The sequence below is a fragment of the Streptomyces sp. KM273126 genome (assembly GCF_004337435.2).
Classification (GTDB): Bacteria; Actinomycetota; Actinomycetes; order Streptomycetales; family Streptomycetaceae; genus Streptomyces; species Streptomyces acidicola.
Genome location: NZ_SJXB02000001.1, coordinates 2,881,064 through 2,896,458, shown reverse-complemented (window position 1 = coordinate 2,896,458; position 15,395 = coordinate 2,881,064). Strand labels below are relative to the sequence as shown.

The window sequence follows — 15,395 nt, the reverse complement described above, 5'->3', positions numbered from 1 at the left end:
TCCCGGCGCGCACCCGACCCACGAACAAACGCGTAGGCGCCCAAGCCACCACGGCGGGAAGGGCGCCCGCGCCCAGAACCTCAGACCCGCATCGGCTGGGGCGTCTCCCGCCGCGCCGGGTCCGGGCCCTCGTACTCGCGGATGATCTCGTACCGCGTGTTCCGCTCCACCGGCCGGAACCCGGCATCCCGGATCAGGTCCAGCAGATCCTCGCGGGTCAGCTTGTTCGGCGTGCCGAAGTTGTCCGCGTCGTGCGTGATCTTGTACTCGACGACCGAGCCGTCCATGTCGTCGGCGCCGTGCTGCAACGCCAGCTGGGCGGTCTGCACGCCGTGCATGACCCAGAAGACCTTGACGTGCGGGACGTTGTCGAACAGCAGCCGTGAGACCGCGAAGGTCTTCAGGGCCTCCGCGCCCGTCGCCATCTGCGTCCTCGCCTGGAGGCGGTTGCGGACCTTGCCGTCCTTCATGTCCACGAAGTCGTGCTGGTAGCGCAGCGGAATGAAGACCTGGAAGCCACCGGTCTCGTCCTGCAGCTCACGCAGCCGCAGCACGTGGTCCACACGGTGACGCGGCTCCTCGATGTGGCCGTACAGCATGGTGCACGGCGTCTTCAGACCCTTCTCGTGCGCGAGCCGGTGGATCCGCGACCAGTCCTCCCAGTGGGTGCGGTGGTCCACGATGTGCTGCCGGACCTCCCAGTCGAAGATCTCCGCACCACCGCCGGTCAACGATTCCAGACCGGCGTCGATGAGCTCGTCGAGGATCTCGGAGGCGCTGAGCCCCGAGATCGTCTCGAAGTGGTGGATCTCCGTGGCCGTGAACGCCTTCAGCGACACGTTCGGCAGCGCGGCCTTCAGCTCCCGCAGCGAGCGCGGGTAGTACCGCCACGGCAGGTTCGGGTGCAGCCCGTTCACGATGTGCAGCTCGGTGAGGTTGTCGCTCTCCATCGCCTTGGCGAGCTTGACGGCCTCCTCGATGCGCATCGTGTACGCGTCCTTCTCGCCCGGCTTCCGCTGGAACGAGCAGTACGCGCAGGAGGCCGTGCACACGTTCGTCATGTTGAGGTGCCGGTTGACGTTGAAGTGGACGACGTCGCCGTTCTTCCGCGTCCGCACCTCGTGCGCGAGCCCGCCCAGCCAGGCCAGGTCGTCCGACTCGTACAGCGCGATGCCGTCCTCGCGGGTCAGCCGCTCACCGGAGCGGACCTTCTCCTCCAGCTCGCGCTTGAGCCCGACGTCCATGCCTCCGCCTCTCCTCAACAACAACTCGTGCAACCGTACAACTCCGGCTCCGGGCACTGGCGCCCCGATAGGGGCGCGGGGAACTGCGCGCTCAGCCACGGACGACCCGCAGTCGCGAAACGAGCCGACAGCCCCACGACGAAGCACACCCGCCCAACCCAGCGGAGCGCTACCGCATCAGCCCTCCTCCGGCAGCTCACCCACCCGGTTCTCCCACTTCGTGGAGAGCACGACGGTCGTACGGGTCCGGGAGACGCCCTTCGTCCCGGACAGCCGCCGGATCATCCGCTCCAGACCGTCCACGTCGTCGACCCGCACCTTGAGCATGAACGAGTCGTCGCCCGCGATGAACCAGCAGTCCTCGATCTCGCCCAGATCCCGCAGCCGGGCCGCCACGTCCTCGTGGTCGGCCGCGTCGGACAGCGAGATGCCGATGAGCGCGGTCACGCCGAGACCGAGCGAGGCCGCGTCGACCGTGGCGCGGTAGCCGGTGATGACCCCGGCCGCCTCCAGCCGGTTGATGCGGTCGGTGACGCTGGGGCCGGAGAGACCCACGAGGCGGCCCAGTTCCGCGTAGGAGGCGCGGCCGTTCTCCCTGAGGGCCTGGATGAGCTGCCTGTCCACCGCGTCCATGCGATCGGTTGCCTTCCGCTGAAGAGTTCTCAAAGTAGTGATGAGTGGTAGCGCTCCCGCTACCAGGTGCTCAGAAAGAGTGAAGTCGGGCTGGGTTCGGTGCCGTTCAAGCCGTCCGCGCCCCGCCGCCCAACTCCCCCGCCACCGCCGGTACAGCCCGTGCTCGACGCCCGCCGCGTCCAGCACCCGCCCGGCGACGAAGTCCACCAGGTCCTGGATGTGGGTGGCCCCCGCGTAGAAGGCCGGAGAGGCCGGCAGCACCGTGGCGCCCGCGTCGTCCAGGGTCACCAGGTGCCGCAGCGTCTGCCCGTTCAGCGGGGTCTCGCGCACGGAGACCACCAGCGGGCGCCGCTCCTTGAGGGTCACGCTCGCGGCACGCTGCAACAGGTCCTTGCTCAGCCCCAGGGCGACCCCGGCCACACAGGCGGTGGACGCGGGCACGATCAGCATCCCCTTGGCCGGGTACGACCCGGACGAGGGCCCCGCCGCCAGATCACCGGCGGCCCAGTGCCGTACGTCGTCGACGCGTACGTCCTCGAAGACCCCCGGCTTTCCATCGGCCCCCCGCCCCAGCCACTGACGCAGATCGTCCCGCCAGTGCGCGTCCCGGAACGCGATCCCCGTCTCGTCGAGCAGCGTGAGCCGGGAGGCCCGGCTGACGACCAGGTCGACGCTCTCCCCCGCATCCAGCAGCCCACGCAGCACAGCGGCGGCATAGGGGGTGCCGGACGCGCCTGAGACCCCTACGATCCAAGGCCTGCGCTGTGATTCTCCTGCGTTCACACCCCGAGCCTACCGGCGTACCGGGCCACACTCAGGACCGGTCACTCGCCTGCGGGCCGCACCTGCTCACACCGTCAGACCACGCACCAGCAGATCGAGCAGCGCACACACGAACAGGGCGATGCCGATGAACCCGTTGACGCTGAAGAACGCCCTGTTCAGACGCGACAGGTCGTGCGGCCGCACGATCGTGTGCTCGTACACGAACGCACCCGCCACGACCAGCAGCCCCAGCCAGAAGAACGCGCCCGCGTCGGTCGCCAGCGCGTACCAGACGAACAGGGCCGTGGTCACGGCGTGACAGACCCTCGCACCCCGGATCGCCGCCGGGATGCCGAACCGCGCCGGGACCGACATGACGCCGGTCTCGCGGTCGGACTCGACGTCCTGGCAGGCGTAGATGAGGTCGAAGCCGCCGATCCATATCCCGACCGCGAGCCCGAGGATCACCGCGTCCCAGGACCACTCGCCGGTGATCGCGAGCCACCCGCCGACCGGGCCCATCGCCTGCGCGAGACCGAGGATGGCCTGCGGGAAGTTCGTGAACCGCTTGCCGTACGGGTAGATCACCATCGGGATCACCGCGATGGGCGCCAGCGCCAGGCACAGCGGGTTGAGCAGGGCCGCCGCGCCGAGGAAGAACACCAGGGCGATGAACGCGCCGGTCCACGCGTGCCGCACCGTCATCGCGCCGGTGACCAGCTCACGGTGCGCCGTGCGCGGGTTACGGGCGTCGATCTCGCGGTCGATGATCCGGTTGGCGGCCATCGCGAAGGTGCGCAGCCCGATCATCGCGATCGTCACGAGCAGCAGCCGGCCCCAGTGGATGTTCCGGTCCAGCTGGAACATCGCGGTCAGGGAGGCGATGTACGCGAACGGCAGCGCGAAGACGGAGTGCTCGATCATCACCAGCCGCAGGAACGCCTTGGTGCGCCCCGGCTGGGGGAGGGCGGCGGAGGCGCTGGTCACAGGCCGTACTCCTTCCAGCGGCGGTCCACGAGTGCCGCCGTCGGCGGGTCGGGCAGCACCATCTCGGGCCAGCCCCCGTCCCGCGTGTAGCCCTCCTCGGGCCACTTCCGGGTCGCGTCGATGCCCGCCTTGCCGCCCCAGAACTGCTGGTAGGAGGAGTGGTCGAGATGGTCGACGGGGCCTTCGACGACGGTCAGGTCGCGGGCGTAGTCCGTGTTGCCGAGGGCCCGCCAGGCGACCTCGTGCAGGTCGTGGACGTCGCAGTCGGCGTCGACGACCACGATCAGCTTCGTCAGCGACATCATGTGGGCGCCCCAGATCGCGTGCATGACCTTCTGGGCGTGCTTCGGGTACTTCTTGTCGATCGCGATGATCGCGCAGTTGTGGAAGCCGCCGGCCTCGGGGAGGTGGTAGTCCACGATGTCCGGCACGATGATCTTCAGCAGCGGGAGGAAGAAGCGCTCGGTCGCCCGGCCCAGCGGGCCGTCCTCCGTCGGCGGGCGCCCGACCACGATGGACTGGAGCAGCGGCCGCTTCCGCATCGTCACGCAGTCGATCTTCAGCGCCGGGAACGGCTCCTGCGGCGTGTAGAACCCGGTGTGGTCGCCGAACGGGCCCTCCGGGAGCATCTCGCCGGGCTCCAGCCACCCCTCCAGCACGACCTCGGCGTTCGCGGGCACCTGCAACGGCACGGTCTTGCAGTCCACCATCTCGATCCGCCGGCCCGCGAGGAACCCGGCGAAGAGGTACTCGTCGATGTCGCCGGGGAGCGGGGCGGTGGAGGCGTAGGTGACGGCGGGCGGGCAGCCGAAGGCGATGGCGACAGGGAGCCGTTCGCCCCTCCTGGCCGCCACCTGGTAGTGGTTGCGGCTGTCCTTGTGGATCTGCCAGTGCATGCCGATGGTGCGCCGGTCGTGGCGCTGGAGGCGGTACAGGCCGAGGTTGCGGATGCCGGTCTCGGGGTCCTTGGTGTGCGTGAGACCGAGGTTGAAGAAGGAGCCGCCGTCCTGGGGCCAGGTGAAGAGGGCGGGCAGGGCGTCCAGGTCCACGTCATCGCCCTGGAGGACGACCTCCTGGACGGGGGCGCTGTCGGACTTGACCTTCTTCGGCGGTACGTGGGTCATCGCGCCGAGCTTCCCGAAGGCCTCGCGCACACCGACGAACCCGTGCGGCAGCTCCGGCTTGAGCAGGCCGCCGATCCGCTCGCTGATCTCGTCGTACGACTTCAGGCCGAGCGACTTCAGCAGGCGCCGGTCCGTCCCGAAGACATTCATGGCGAGCGGCATGCTTGAGCCGCGCACGTTCTCGAAGAGCAGCGCGGGGCCGCCGGCCTTGTTGACCCGGTCGGTGATCTCGCCGACCTCCAGGTGGGGGTCGACCTCCACCTTGATGCGCTTGAGGTCGCCTTCCCGATCGAGGGCCCGGAGGAACGAGCGAAGATCGTCGTAAGCCATGCGCTCCAGTATCCGGTACGCACTACTCTGGAGCGGTCACCGGGGGCCCGAAGCCGCCCGGCCCGGCGAACGGCCGTGACTCCCAAGGGGACCGACAAGGGGACCGATTACATTGCTCCGGGTGCTGATGATCCTTGTGCCGCTGGCGCTGAGCATCTACGCGTTCATCGACTGCATCACCACGCAGGAGCAGGATGTCCGCCACATCCCGAAGCCCCTCTGGGCCATCCTCATCCTCCTCTTCCCGCTGGTCGGCTCGATCTCCTGGCTGATCGTGGGCCGTGACCGCAGCAGCACGGCGGGCCGTCTGGGCGGCGGTTCCTCCCGCCGGCCCCGGGGCGGCTGGGTCGCTCCGGACGACAACCCCGACTTCCTGAAGTCCCTCGACGACGACAAGAAGAACGAGCAGAAGGACGGGAAGAAGGACAGGAAGAAGGACGAGAGGTCCGACGAGGGCAAGCAGGACGGCGACCCCAAGAACTGAGGTCCTGAAGGGCCGGCGCACGGCCGCGTACAAGATGTACGCCCGCACGCCGCCCGAAGCGGACAATGCGCCCCTGGGTCGGGGCTGCCCGGCCCAGGACACTTACGCTGCATGACGACCGCTCCCGCCAGTACGAGCACCACCCTCGCCCCCGGGTACGGCGACAGGGTCATCGCCGTGGAGACGGCGGGCTCGGAACCGATCCCCGACGCCGAACGCCACGGCGGCCCACTGCAGTTGCTGTGGACATGGGCCTCTCCGAACATCGAGTTCGCGACCGTCTACATCGGTGTGATCTCGGTCCTCTTCTTCGGCCTCGACTTCTGGCAGGCGTCGGCCGCCCTGCTGCTGGGCACCGCGCTCGGCTCCGTCACCCACGGGATCCTGTCCCTCGACGGCCCGCGTTTCGGCGTGCCCCAGATGGCGATCGGCCGGTTCTCCTTCGGGTACCGGGGGAACGCTCTGCCCTCGGGGGTCAACGCCCTGGTGGCGGGCGTGGGTTGGTTCGCCGTGAACAGCGTCAGCGCGGCCTTCGCGCTCAACACGCTCACCGGTCTGCGCCCGCTCCCCTCTCTCCTCCTGGTGGTGGCGGCGGAGATCGTGATCGGCTTCATCGGCCACAACTTCGTGCACGCCTTCGAGAAGTACGCGTTCCCGGCGCTCGCGGTGGTGTTCCTGCTCGCCGGGGTGTGGACGTTCCGGGAGGCCGACCTGGGCGGCGGCGGCACGGGCGGCGGCACCGGCGGCTTCCTGCTGGCGTGCAGCGCGGCGTGGGGGTACACGGCGGGCTGGAACCCTGGTGCCTCGGATTACTCCCGCTACCTCCCGCGCACGACGAACCGCTTCAGGACGGCCCTGTACCCGGCACTCGGCCTCTTCGTCTCGGTCTCCGTCGTCGCCCTGATCGGCGCGGCCTCGGCGACGATCGCTGCGCCCGAGGGTGCCACCCCGACAGCGGCGTTCACCGGCCATCTCCCCGGCTGGCTCGGTGACTTGGTGCTGGTGGCCATCATCCTGGGCGCGATCTCGGCGAACGCGCTGAACGTGTACTCGTCGGCCATGTCGATCACGTCGCTGGGGCTGCGGCTGCCGGTGTGGCTGGGCCGCAGCGCGATCGTCGTGCTGTGCGGACTGGCCGGTACGGCGGCGGCGTGGGCGTCCCTGGAGGACGCGGGCCACGCGTACGAGGCGTTCCTGCTGGTGATCGCGTACTGGGTGGGGCCGTGGCTGGGTGTGGTTCTGGTCGAGCGGTGGCTGCGGTCCCGTACGGCGTCCGACGAGGAACTCGCCCACCGTCTGGGGGACCGCGCCTTCACCAACTGGCCGGGCCTCACGGCCCTGTTGGCGGGCATCGCGCTGTCGGTTCCCTTCTTCTCCAACCAGGAGAAGTACGTCGGCCGGGTGCCTGAGACCTGGCCGTCGTTCGGGGACGTCACCTGCTTGGTGGGCTTCTCGGTGAGTGCGGGGCTGTATGCGGTGCTGCGGAGGCGGGGACAGGGGTAGGGGTAGGGGTAGGGGCAGGTGCTCGGTCCGGTTTCCTGACCTGCGCCCCGGCGTCACAGCCCCTGCGCGCGCAGCTCCTCAAGGCGGTCGAGGTCGTCGCGTACGGACTCCCGCTCCCCAGAGGTCAACTGGACGGCGGCGGCACGGGCAAGCGCGGACGCCGCCGTCTCCTGGTCGCCGAGCCGGTCGGCGACGTCCGCGCGCAGGGCGAGGAGGCGCAGGAGCTGCACGGAAGTGGGCCGTTCGTCCTCCAGGCGCAGCACACGGTCGATGATGCGCGCGGCCCCCTTCGGATCGTCCTTGGAGTCCGCGAAGAGGGCCGCGTGGTGCAGGGCCCGGGCGAAGGTCTCCTCGGGTACCGAGCTGTGGTGGAAGTCGTTCCCGACCGGCTGGCCGACGCGGACACAGTTGCCGCCCGGGTCGGTCATGAGGAACTGGCGCATGCCGTGGGAGGCGTCCTTGAGCGGCCCGAGACGCGGCAGCCCACGGGTCGGGATCTTCCCGTACGCCGCCTTGAGACCGGCCCGGAACGCCGCGTACAGCGCGTCCACGTCGTCGGTCACGACGTAGCAGGTGCTGTACGACCGGGCCGGCTCGTAGCGCCTCATGCCGAAGAACTGGAGCTGGAGGTCGCCGCGTACGACGACCGCGTACGGATTCGGGCTCCGCTGCTCGAAGGCGACCCCGAACCCGAGGGCGCGGTAGAAGTCGAGGACGGGCGGGAGGGTCTGGCACGGCAGGATCGGAATCATCGTCTCGGCCATGCCGCCAACCTAATCAAACTTGACGAGGCGCGCCCGTCGATTTTCGGTCGGCGCCGATCTCAGTCGGCGCCGATTCGAGCCGGCGTCAGAGGAACCGGCCCGTGAGGGAACCCTCCACCAACGCCACGGACTCGGGCGTCCCCTCCGCCACCAGTTCTCCCCCGGCCCTGCCGCCCGCCGGGCCGAGGTCGATCAGCCAGTCGGAGGCGCGGACGACGTCGAGGTTGTGCTCGATGGTGAGGACCGTGTTGCCCGCGTCGACCAGGCGGCGGAGGACGGCGAGGAGGCGGGCCGTGTCGGCGGGGTGCAGACCCGTGGTCGGTTCGTCGAGGAGGTAGAGGGTGCGGCCCGTGGCCCGGCGGGACAACTCCTTGGCCAGCTTGACCCGTTGGGCCTCGCCGCCCGAGAGGGTCGTCGCCGGCTGGCCGAGCCGCAGATAACCGAGGCCCACGTCCGACATCCGCCGCAGGCGCCCCGCCACCGACGGCACGTCCGCGAACACCGTCAGTGCCTCGTCCACCGTCGCCTCCAGCACCTCCGCGATGTCGTACCCCTGGAACCGCACCCCCAGCACCTCACTGCGGAACCGCCGCCCCCGGCACCCGGGGCAGCGGACCTCGACCGCCGGCAGGAAGTGCATCGAGACGGCGAGCACGCCCGCGCCCTCGCAGCGTTCACAGCGGCCACCGGCGACGTTGAACGAGAAGTGGCCGGGTGTGAAGCGGCCCTGCGAGTGCGCCGCGTACACCTCGCGGATCGGGGTGAAGGCGTCCGAGTACGTCGCCGCGTTCGAGCGTGGGAGGCGGCTGATGGGCTGCTGGTCGATCGTCACGATCTTGTCCAGCGCCTCCCAGCCGTCGATCCCGTCGTGCTCGGCCGGCGCTTCGCCCGCCCCGTGGAAGCGACGTCGGCCCGCGCGGCCCAGGATGTCCAGCACGAGGGACGACTTGCCCGACCCCGACGGCCCGGTCACCGCGACCAGCCGGCCCAACGGGATGCGCACGGTGAGGTCCTTGAGGCTGTGCGCACGGGCGCCCCGGATGGTGAGCGACGTACCGTCAAGCGTGGTCCGCTGAGTTCGGGGTGGCGTCGGTACGCGGCCCGCGAGGTATGCCCCCGTCACCGACCCCTCGCTCCCGGCCACCTCCTCCGGCGTCCCCTGGGCCACGATCCGGCCGCCGTCACCGCCCGCTCCCGGACCGATGTCGACGACGTGGTCGGCGGCGCGCAGCACATCGAGGTCGTGCTCGACGACCAGCACGGTGTTGCCCAGGTCCCGCAGCCTGCGCAGCACGTGGACCAGGCGTTCGGTGTCGGCCGGGTGCAGGCCGATGGTCGGCTCGTCGAGGACGTAGAGGACCCCCGTCAGCCCGGAGCCCAGCAGTGCGGCCAGCCGCAGCCGTTGGGTCTCGCCCGCGGAGAGGCTGGGGGTCGACTGCTCCAGGGTGAGGTAGCCGACGCCGACGTCCACGAGCCGCCGAACGCGCTCCCTGAGGTCGTCGAGAACGGGCGCGGTGATCGGCTCGGCCTTCAACCCGTCCATCCACGCGGCGAGTTCCTCCAGCGGAAGACGCGCCGCCTCGACGATCGTCAGCCCGTCGACGGTCACCGCCCGGCTCTCCGACCGCAGCCGGGTGCCCTCGCAGGCCCCGCACTCCTCCTTGACCAGCAACTTCTCCGTCTTCTCCCGGTAGTCGGTGTCCTCGACACGGTCGGCGTAGCGCCGCATGAGGTTCGTGACCACGCCCTCGAAGCGGCCCGCGGTGACGGTGGCCGGGGGCTCGACCCGCGCCGCCGCTTCCGGGAAGTGGCGCCCGAACTCCGCGCTCTCCACCCCGTACAGGAGCAAGTCGCGCTGAATGCCGGTGAGTTCGTCGAACGGTACGTCCGCGTCGAAGGTGAAGCCGTAGTGCTCGGCGGCCGCCCGCAGGATCGGCACGTTCCGTTCCGTCAGCCTGGGGTGCCAGCCGAGTACCGCTCCCGCGGCCACGCTCCGGCTGCCGTCCACCAGACGCCGTGCGTCCGCCCGGAGCACGAAACCGAGGCCCGTGCACTCGGGGCAGGCCCCCGCGGGCTTGTTGAAGGAGAAGCTGCCCATCACCAGCCCGGGTACGGCCGCCCCGCAGTGCGAGCACGGCACGGACTCCCCCTCGGCCGCCTCGTCGTCCCAGGTCTCCGAGGTCTCCGAGGACACGGCTCCCGGCGTCTCGTACGACGGCGGTACGCCCTTCCCGCACCCCGGACACGGCCGGCAGCCCATCCGCGCCCACAGCAGGCGCAGATACGTGAAGACGTCGGTCACCGTGCCCACCGTCGACCGCGGGCTCCGGTTCGTCAGGTGCTGGTCGACGCTGATCGACGGCGACAGTCCCGTGATCGAGTCGACCGCGGGCTTGCTGACGAACTGCGTGACCATACCCAGCGACTCCATGTACTGGCGCTGGCCCTCCCGGTGCAGGGTGTCGAAGGCGAGCGTGGACTTGCCCGAACCGGACAGGCCGGTCAGCACGACGAGACGGTTCTTGGGGATGGTGAGGGTGACGTTCCTGAGGTTGTGCAGACGGGCGCCCGTGACGCGAATGCAGTCATCCATGGATTCAAGTTTTCCATTGAAGCTCCTGTTGGGACTTTTATCTGAAGGGAGGGGACCGTCCCCGCGGCTGTGCGGGAATGATCTGAAACAGGCGCTCGCGTAACCTTCAAACCGATGATCGAGCACACAGCACGCCGGCCCGCGGCCGCCGTCCGTCTGCGCCCCGTGGACCTGGCTCGGCTCGCCGGGATCTCCACCCAGCAGATCCGCAACTACGAGCAGGCCGGGGTCCTGCCCCCGGCCCCACGCAGCACGTCGGGCTACCGGACCTTCGACGACGTCCACCGCCGCGCCCTCCTGTCCTACCGGGCGCTCGCCAAGGGCTACGGGCCCGTGACCGCCACGGAGATCATGCGCACCGTGCACTCCGGCGACGTCCCCGGCGCCCTCGCCCTCGTGGACGCCGCGCACGCCGCGCTGCACGAGGAGCGCGTGTCCCTGCGGACGGCGGGCGAGGCCCTGGAGACGCTCGCCGAGGAGGCGAGGGCCGAGAAAGCGAGGGCCGAGGGGACGGGCGCCGGGGCGGGCGGTGCCGGGAAGCCCCGCCGCTCCCAGCGCCCCGGACCCGACCTGCGTATCGGTGAGGTGGCCGCCCTCCTCGGCGTACGCACCTCCGCCCTGCGCGTGTGGGAGTCCGCCGGACTCCTGACACCGGGCCGGGAACACGGCACCGCGTACCGTCACTACTCCCCCGCCGACGTCCGTGACGCCCGTCTGATCCAAACCCTCCGCCGCAGCCACTACCTCCTCGACCAGATCCGCCCCCTCCTGGAGGACCTGCACCGCACGGGCGGCAGCGAGGCGCTCCACGAGGCGATCGCGGCACGCCGGGCCGCCCTGACCGAGCGGACGACGGCGATGCTCGCCGGGGCGGGGCAGCTGCACGCCTATCTCACGCAGGGGCGCCAGTGACACCTCACCAGTGACACCTCTTGTCAGAGCCGTGTGGAACACTCGGCCGCCGATGTTCGATCAAGGGAACATCGAAGGAATGTCACGGGGAATCACGCGGGGAATCACACGGGGAATCAAGGGGGATCGCCTGCCATGGGCGTGAGCATCTCGTTCATCAGCGCGACAGCGAAGGAACTGGACAGGGCGCAGAGTGAGCCGAGTTGGGCAGATGAGTTCATCTACGAGCTGTACGACGGCGACACCGTGGGCCGCCCCCACGGAGGCCCCGACAAGGCGTGGGCCGGCCTCCAGTTCCTGCTCGACGGGGCGGACATGGAACTTGAGTTCCTGATGGACGGGTACCTGATCCAGGAGGACGGCACCCTCTTCGGCTGGTCGCCGGATCACGTCCGGGCCGTGGCACGGGAGTTGAAGGCGACCCCGTGGGAGCGGCTGGCGGTTCACTACGACCCCGAGCGGATGACGAAGGAGGAGGTGTATCCCAACACCTGGCGATTCCACCCCGAGAGTGAACTCGCCTGGCTCGAAGACAGCTACGAGGGATTGGTCGCGTTCTTCGACGCGGCGGCCGAGGGCGGCTATGGGGCGTTCATGAGCTTCAGCTTCTAGCGCCGGGCCACGCGCGTACGGCACGCAGCCCGTTGAGCGCCGAGCACCAAGCGCTAAGCCACCGTGCGCAGGCCCCCCGAAGCCGCCGGCGCCCCGCGCACGATCCGGTGCGCGCACAGAGCCGTCAGTAGTTCGCCGAGCAGGTCCGGATCGTCGATCTCCAGGTCGAGGAGGGACTCGATGCGGTCGAGGCGCTGGTAGAGGGACTGGCGCCCGATGTGCAGGAGGGCCGCCGTACGGGTGGGCGAACAGCCGTGCCGCAGATGGACCTCCAGGGTGCGGACGAGGTCGCTGGGGTGGGCCGCCTCCCAGGCCAGCAGCGGGCCCAGAGTGTGCTGGACGAGACGCCCGAGCCGGTCCCGGTTGGTGTCCACACCGCCCCGGGTCAGTTCCCGCTCCAGCGCCAGCGCCCGTGACGCCGTCACCAGCGGGCCCGGCGGGCCCTCGGCGGCGGGCGGTTCGGCGGGCGGCACGGTGAGGGCGAGCTCCAGCGTCGTACGGGCTGTGCGCAAGGTCTCGCTCCATCGCAGCCAGCCGCTCCCGGCGGCCACGGCATGCCCGACAGCCACCGTCAGCCCGGGCCCGGCCACGGCCCGGAAGGCGTCCTGGACGGCGCGTACGGGGTCGCGGGTGCTTCCGGTTCCCGTACCGGGGAGGGCGGCCAGCGCCAGGACGTCCCCGGGGAACACCGCCCGCAGCACGCCGGACCCGCCGAGTCTCCGTACGGCCCGGTCCACCACCCCGGCGTCCCGTGCCCCGTGCACCGACACCCCGACCAGCCGGGCTCCCCCACCGGGAAGGAACCCAGCGAGCGCGGCCCGCGCCTCCACCTCGGGCTGGTTGAGGGCCTGTCCGTCGGCAAGGTCGGCGAGCAGGGCAGCCGTGTGATCGTCGCTCCACGGCCGCACGACGGACCGGCCGGACAGCCCGCGTGCGACGATCGCCCGGTTCGCCGCCTCCGTGATGCGCACGAACGGCACGACCCGGTGCAGGGCCAGCAACGGCAGGTCCAGGCGGCGGGCCTCGTCGGTCACCTCGTCCGGCATGCGCGGCAGCGACCGGCCCACTTCCACGGCCAGCCCCGCCGCGCCCCTGGCGGCCAGTTCACGGACGTACCGGCGCCGTGTCTCCTCGTCCGTGCCGGTCAGCCCGAAGCCGTTGGTGAGGAGCAGTTCGCCGCCGTCGAGGAAGTTGGCTCCCTCGTACACCTCGCTGGAGTGGACCCAGCGGACGGGACGGTCCAGCGTGCCCTCTCCCGCGAGGAGCCGGGGCTCGGCGGCGCGGACGGTGTCGAGGGCCAGGACTTCGCGGAGGGTCAGGGCGGGCACGGGGAACCTCCTCGGGCGGCCTCATGCGGCACGGACAGGTTGTCCGGCCGCGGGCTGCCCGGAGAGTACTTTCCGCACGTTGCCCCGGTGTTTCGGCCACAGGAGAGTGAAGGCACGGACCAGGCGGGAGAGTGAGGGAATGGATCACGCACAGGCACGCACATGGCTCGCCACCGCCGTCACCGAGGCCCGCGCCGGTCTCGCCGAGGGCGGCATCCCCATCGGCGCGGCCCTCTACGGCGCGGACGGCACGCTCCTCGGGCGCGGCCACAACCGCCGCGTCCAGGACGACGACCCTTCCATGCACGCCGAGACGGCCGCGTTCCGTGCGTCCGGGCGCCGGCGCACGTACGCGGGCACGACGATGGTGACGACCCTCTCCCCGTGCTGGTACTGCTCCGGTCTGGTACGTCAGTTCGGCATCTCGCGGGTGGTGATCGGCGAGGCGGAGACCTTCCACGGCGGCCACGACTGGCTCGCCGGGCACGGCGTGGAGATCGTGCTCCTCGGCGATCCCGAGTGTGCCGCCCTGATGCACACCTTCATCAAGAACAACCCGGCACTGTGGAATGAGGACATCGGTGAGTGAGCCCCGTATCCCGACGATCGATCTGCGGCCCTGGCTGTCCGGGGACGCCGAGGCGCGCGCCCGGATCGCCCGTACCGTCGACGAAGCCCTCCAGACCGCCGGCTTCCTCCTGGTCACCGGTCATGGCGTGGACCCGTCCCTCCGTACGCGTATCCGCGCCGCGGCCCGCGCCTTCTTCACCTTCCCCACCGAGGTGAAGCAGGCGTACGAGGCGAAGGTCGGCGGGCGCGGCTGGCTGGGCCCACGGGCCGAGGCGAACGGCCTCGCCGAGGGCACCGAAACCCCGCCGGACCTCAAGGAGTCGCTCACCTTCGCGACGCACGAGCCGTACGAGGACCCGGTCGTGAACGCGGAGTGGTACGCACCGAACGTGTGGCCGTCCGAGGTGCCGGAGCTGCGGGACCTGTGCGAGGAGTACCTGGCGAGGATGACGGAGCTGGAGAACGAGCTGCTGTCACTGCTCGGCGAGGCGCTGGGTCTGGAACCCGACTTCTTCAGCCGGCACATGGCCCACCCGACCTATGGCTTCAACATCAACTGGTACCCGGGTACGGAGGTCATCGGCGAGCCCGAGCCCGGCCAGTTCCGCATCGGCCCGCACACCGACTTCGGTACGGTCACGATCCTCGACCGCCAGGCCGGCAAGGGCGGGCTCCAGGTGTACACGGACGAGGGTGGCTGGGAGGACGCCCCCTACGATCCGGACGCCCTCACCATCAACATCGGTGACCTGATGGCCCGTTGGACCGGCGACCGCTGGCGCTCCGGCCGCCACCGCGTCCTGCCTCCTCCGGCCGACACCCCCGCCGAGGAGCTGATGTCCCTCGTCTACTTCGGCGAGTGCACCCCGGGCACGCGCGTGGAGTCCGTGCCCGCGCCGGTGGGCCGCGTGGCGTACGAGCCGGTGGACTCGCACGTGTATCTGCGGGAGAAGCTGAACTCGATCACGGTCGGCTGATCATTGCGTGTACGTCGCCCGCAGTTCCTCGAAGCGGTCCGGTGTCCAGGACCGCCAGTCCACCGGGTTTCCGTCGAGCGCCTCGGCCAGGTACTCAAGGTGGAGGTGCCAGGCTGCGAGGCAGTCGCGGCGCAGTTCGTCGTCACCCTGGATCTCGTTGGTGAAGCGGAGCGTGGTGCCGTGCTCACCGTACGGTTCCACGTGAAACCGGATGCGCCCGTGGAAGCCCTCCAGGGTGTACTCGGCGACCCGCTCGACGTCCCAGGCGGTGATCCTGCCGGGGACGGCTTCGCCCTCCGGCCCGGTGTTCAGCCAGCGCAGCGCGACGGCACCGCCGAGGTGCGGTTCGAAGGTGTCCGCGGCGGCGAGCCAGTCGCGAAGCCCGTCGCCATGGCCGGCCACCACGGGCCACACCCGCTCCACGGGATGGGGCAGGTGCAGCGTGAAGTGCAGCGTGTGCGTGTCTCCCTCGGTCCGGCTGGTGCCCGGTTCAATGACCTTGTTCATGGCACCAGCCTGACGCGGGACCGAGGGCGACGCACCCGGTTCAGGGGCGCCGGCCGGCCTTG

14 protein-coding genes and 1 pseudogene are annotated in these 15,395 nt (G+C 70.4%); 6 read left to right on the top strand and 9 right to left on the bottom strand.

Translation table 11 applies throughout. The features are described from left to right. Positions 1 to 80: 80 nt before the first annotated feature. The 5 genes and pseudogenes from mqnE to E0500_RS12455 form a co-directional block, all read right to left on the bottom strand. Entirely contained in the window at positions 81 to 1,244 is a 1,164-nt protein-coding gene (gene mqnE / locus E0500_RS12470; RefSeq protein ID WP_131564398.1) for an aminofutalosine synthase MqnE, read from the bottom strand. 177 nt (positions 1,245 to 1,421) lie between these two features. Continuing rightward, a complete protein-coding gene (locus E0500_RS43780; RefSeq protein WP_131564400.1) occupies positions 1,422 to 1,877 on the bottom strand; it encodes an Lrp/AsnC family transcriptional regulator in 456 nt (151 codons plus the stop codon). A 114-nt stretch (positions 1,878 to 1,991) separates the two neighbouring features. Continuing rightward, positions 1,992 to 2,660, bottom strand: a pseudogene (locus E0500_RS43775) (UbiX family flavin prenyltransferase); the annotation flags it as partial. A gap of 66 nt (positions 2,661 to 2,726) precedes the next feature. Then, entirely contained in the window at positions 2,727 to 3,629 is a 903-nt protein-coding gene (gene mqnP / locus E0500_RS12460) for a menaquinone biosynthesis prenyltransferase MqnP (RefSeq protein ID WP_131567727.1), read from the bottom strand. Then, a complete protein-coding gene (locus E0500_RS12455) occupies positions 3,626 to 5,083 on the bottom strand; it encodes a menaquinone biosynthesis decarboxylase (protein ID WP_131567729.1) in 1,458 nt (485 codons plus the stop codon). Before E0500_RS12455 ends, mqnP begins: the two co-directional genes overlap by 4 nt. A 112-nt stretch (positions 5,084 to 5,195) precedes the next feature. Between E0500_RS12455 and E0500_RS12450 the strand changes: the two genes are divergently transcribed. Further along, positions 5,196 to 5,567, top strand: coding sequence for a PLD nuclease N-terminal domain-containing protein (locus tag E0500_RS12450; RefSeq protein WP_131567731.1), 372 nt, complete (start codon positions 5,196 to 5,198; stop codon positions 5,565 to 5,567). Between the two features lie 111 nt (positions 5,568 to 5,678). Continuing rightward, complete coding sequence (locus E0500_RS12445) at positions 5,679 to 7,070, top strand: cytosine permease (RefSeq protein ID WP_131567733.1); 1,392 nt, start codon at positions 5,679 to 5,681, stop codon at positions 7,068 to 7,070. Between the two features lie 53 nt (positions 7,071 to 7,123). On the opposite strand, the gene E0500_RS12440 is transcribed toward E0500_RS12445, so the two are convergent. Next, a complete protein-coding gene (locus tag E0500_RS12440) occupies positions 7,124 to 7,834 on the bottom strand; it encodes a VOC family protein (RefSeq protein ID WP_131567735.1) in 711 nt (236 codons plus the stop codon). Positions 7,835 to 7,919: 85 nt separating this feature from the next. Further along, the gene (gene uvrA, locus E0500_RS12435; protein ID WP_131567737.1) at positions 7,920 to 10,427 is read right to left on the bottom strand and encodes an excinuclease ABC subunit UvrA; all 2,508 of its coding nucleotides are present in this window, start codon (positions 10,425 to 10,427) and stop codon (positions 7,920 to 7,922) included. 114 nt (positions 10,428 to 10,541) lie between these two features. Between uvrA and E0500_RS12430 the strand changes: the two genes are divergently transcribed. Both E0500_RS12430 and E0500_RS12425 read left to right on the top strand, forming a co-directional pair. Beyond that, positions 10,542 to 11,339: a TioE family transcriptional regulator gene (locus E0500_RS12430; RefSeq protein WP_131567739.1), complete on the top strand. Its 798-nt coding sequence runs from the start codon at positions 10,542 to 10,544 to the stop codon at positions 11,337 to 11,339. A 135-nt stretch (positions 11,340 to 11,474) separates the two neighbouring features. Further along, the gene (locus tag E0500_RS12425) at positions 11,475 to 11,951 is read left to right on the top strand and encodes a YfbM family protein (RefSeq protein ID WP_131567741.1); all 477 of its coding nucleotides are present in this window, start codon (positions 11,475 to 11,477) and stop codon (positions 11,949 to 11,951) included. A gap of 53 nt (positions 11,952 to 12,004) precedes the next feature. On the opposite strand, the gene E0500_RS12420 is transcribed toward E0500_RS12425, so the two are convergent. Then, positions 12,005 to 13,279, bottom strand: coding sequence for a PucR family transcriptional regulator (locus E0500_RS12420; protein WP_131567743.1), 1,275 nt, complete (start codon positions 13,277 to 13,279; stop codon positions 12,005 to 12,007). Between the two features lie 139 nt (positions 13,280 to 13,418). Here E0500_RS12420 and E0500_RS12415 point away from each other — a divergent pair, with 139 nt between their 5' ends. After that, positions 13,419 to 13,868: a nucleoside deaminase gene (locus E0500_RS12415; protein ID WP_131567745.1), complete on the top strand. Its 450-nt coding sequence runs from the start codon at positions 13,419 to 13,421 to the stop codon at positions 13,866 to 13,868. Then, positions 13,849 to 14,826: an isopenicillin N synthase family oxygenase gene (locus E0500_RS12410; RefSeq protein WP_131567747.1), complete on the top strand. Its 978-nt coding sequence runs from the start codon at positions 13,849 to 13,851 to the stop codon at positions 14,824 to 14,826. Before E0500_RS12415 ends, E0500_RS12410 begins: the two co-directional genes overlap by 20 nt. Here E0500_RS12410 and E0500_RS12405 read toward each other — a convergent pair whose 3' ends face one another. Continuing rightward, complete coding sequence (locus tag E0500_RS12405; protein WP_131567749.1) at positions 14,827 to 15,333, bottom strand: hypothetical protein; 507 nt, start codon at positions 15,331 to 15,333, stop codon at positions 14,827 to 14,829. Between the last annotated feature and the right edge of the window lie 62 nt (positions 15,334 to 15,395).

Coding starts and splice junctions, on each gene's coding strand:
- mqnE (WP_131564398.1), bottom strand. CDS start 1,244: ATGGACGTCGGGCTCAAGCGCGAGCTGGAGGAGAAGGTCCGCTCCGGT.
- E0500_RS43780 (WP_131564400.1), bottom strand. CDS start 1,877: ATGGACGCGGTGGACAGGCAGCTCATCCAGGCCCTCAGGGAGAACGGC.
- E0500_RS12455 (WP_131567729.1), bottom strand. CDS start 5,083: ATGGCTTACGACGATCTTCGCTCGTTCCTCCGGGCCCTCGATCGGGAA.
- E0500_RS12445 (WP_131567733.1), top strand. CDS start 5,679: ATGACGACCGCTCCCGCCAGTACGAGCACCACCCTCGCCCCCGGGTAC.
- E0500_RS12440 (WP_131567735.1), bottom strand. CDS start 7,834: ATGGCCGAGACGATGATTCCGATCCTGCCGTGCCAGACCCTCCCGCCC.
- uvrA (WP_131567737.1), bottom strand. CDS start 10,427: ATGGATGACTGCATTCGCGTCACGGGCGCCCGTCTGCACAACCTCAGG.
- E0500_RS12430 (WP_131567739.1), top strand. CDS start 10,542: ATGATCGAGCACACAGCACGCCGGCCCGCGGCCGCCGTCCGTCTGCGC.
- E0500_RS12425 (WP_131567741.1), top strand. CDS start 11,475: ATGGGCGTGAGCATCTCGTTCATCAGCGCGACAGCGAAGGAACTGGAC.
- E0500_RS12415 (WP_131567745.1), top strand. CDS start 13,419: ATGGATCACGCACAGGCACGCACATGGCTCGCCACCGCCGTCACCGAG.
- E0500_RS12410 (WP_131567747.1), top strand. CDS start 13,849: ATGAGGACATCGGTGAGTGAGCCCCGTATCCCGACGATCGATCTGCGG.
- E0500_RS12405 (WP_131567749.1), bottom strand. CDS start 15,333: ATGAACAAGGTCATTGAACCGGGCACCAGCCGGACCGAGGGAGACACG.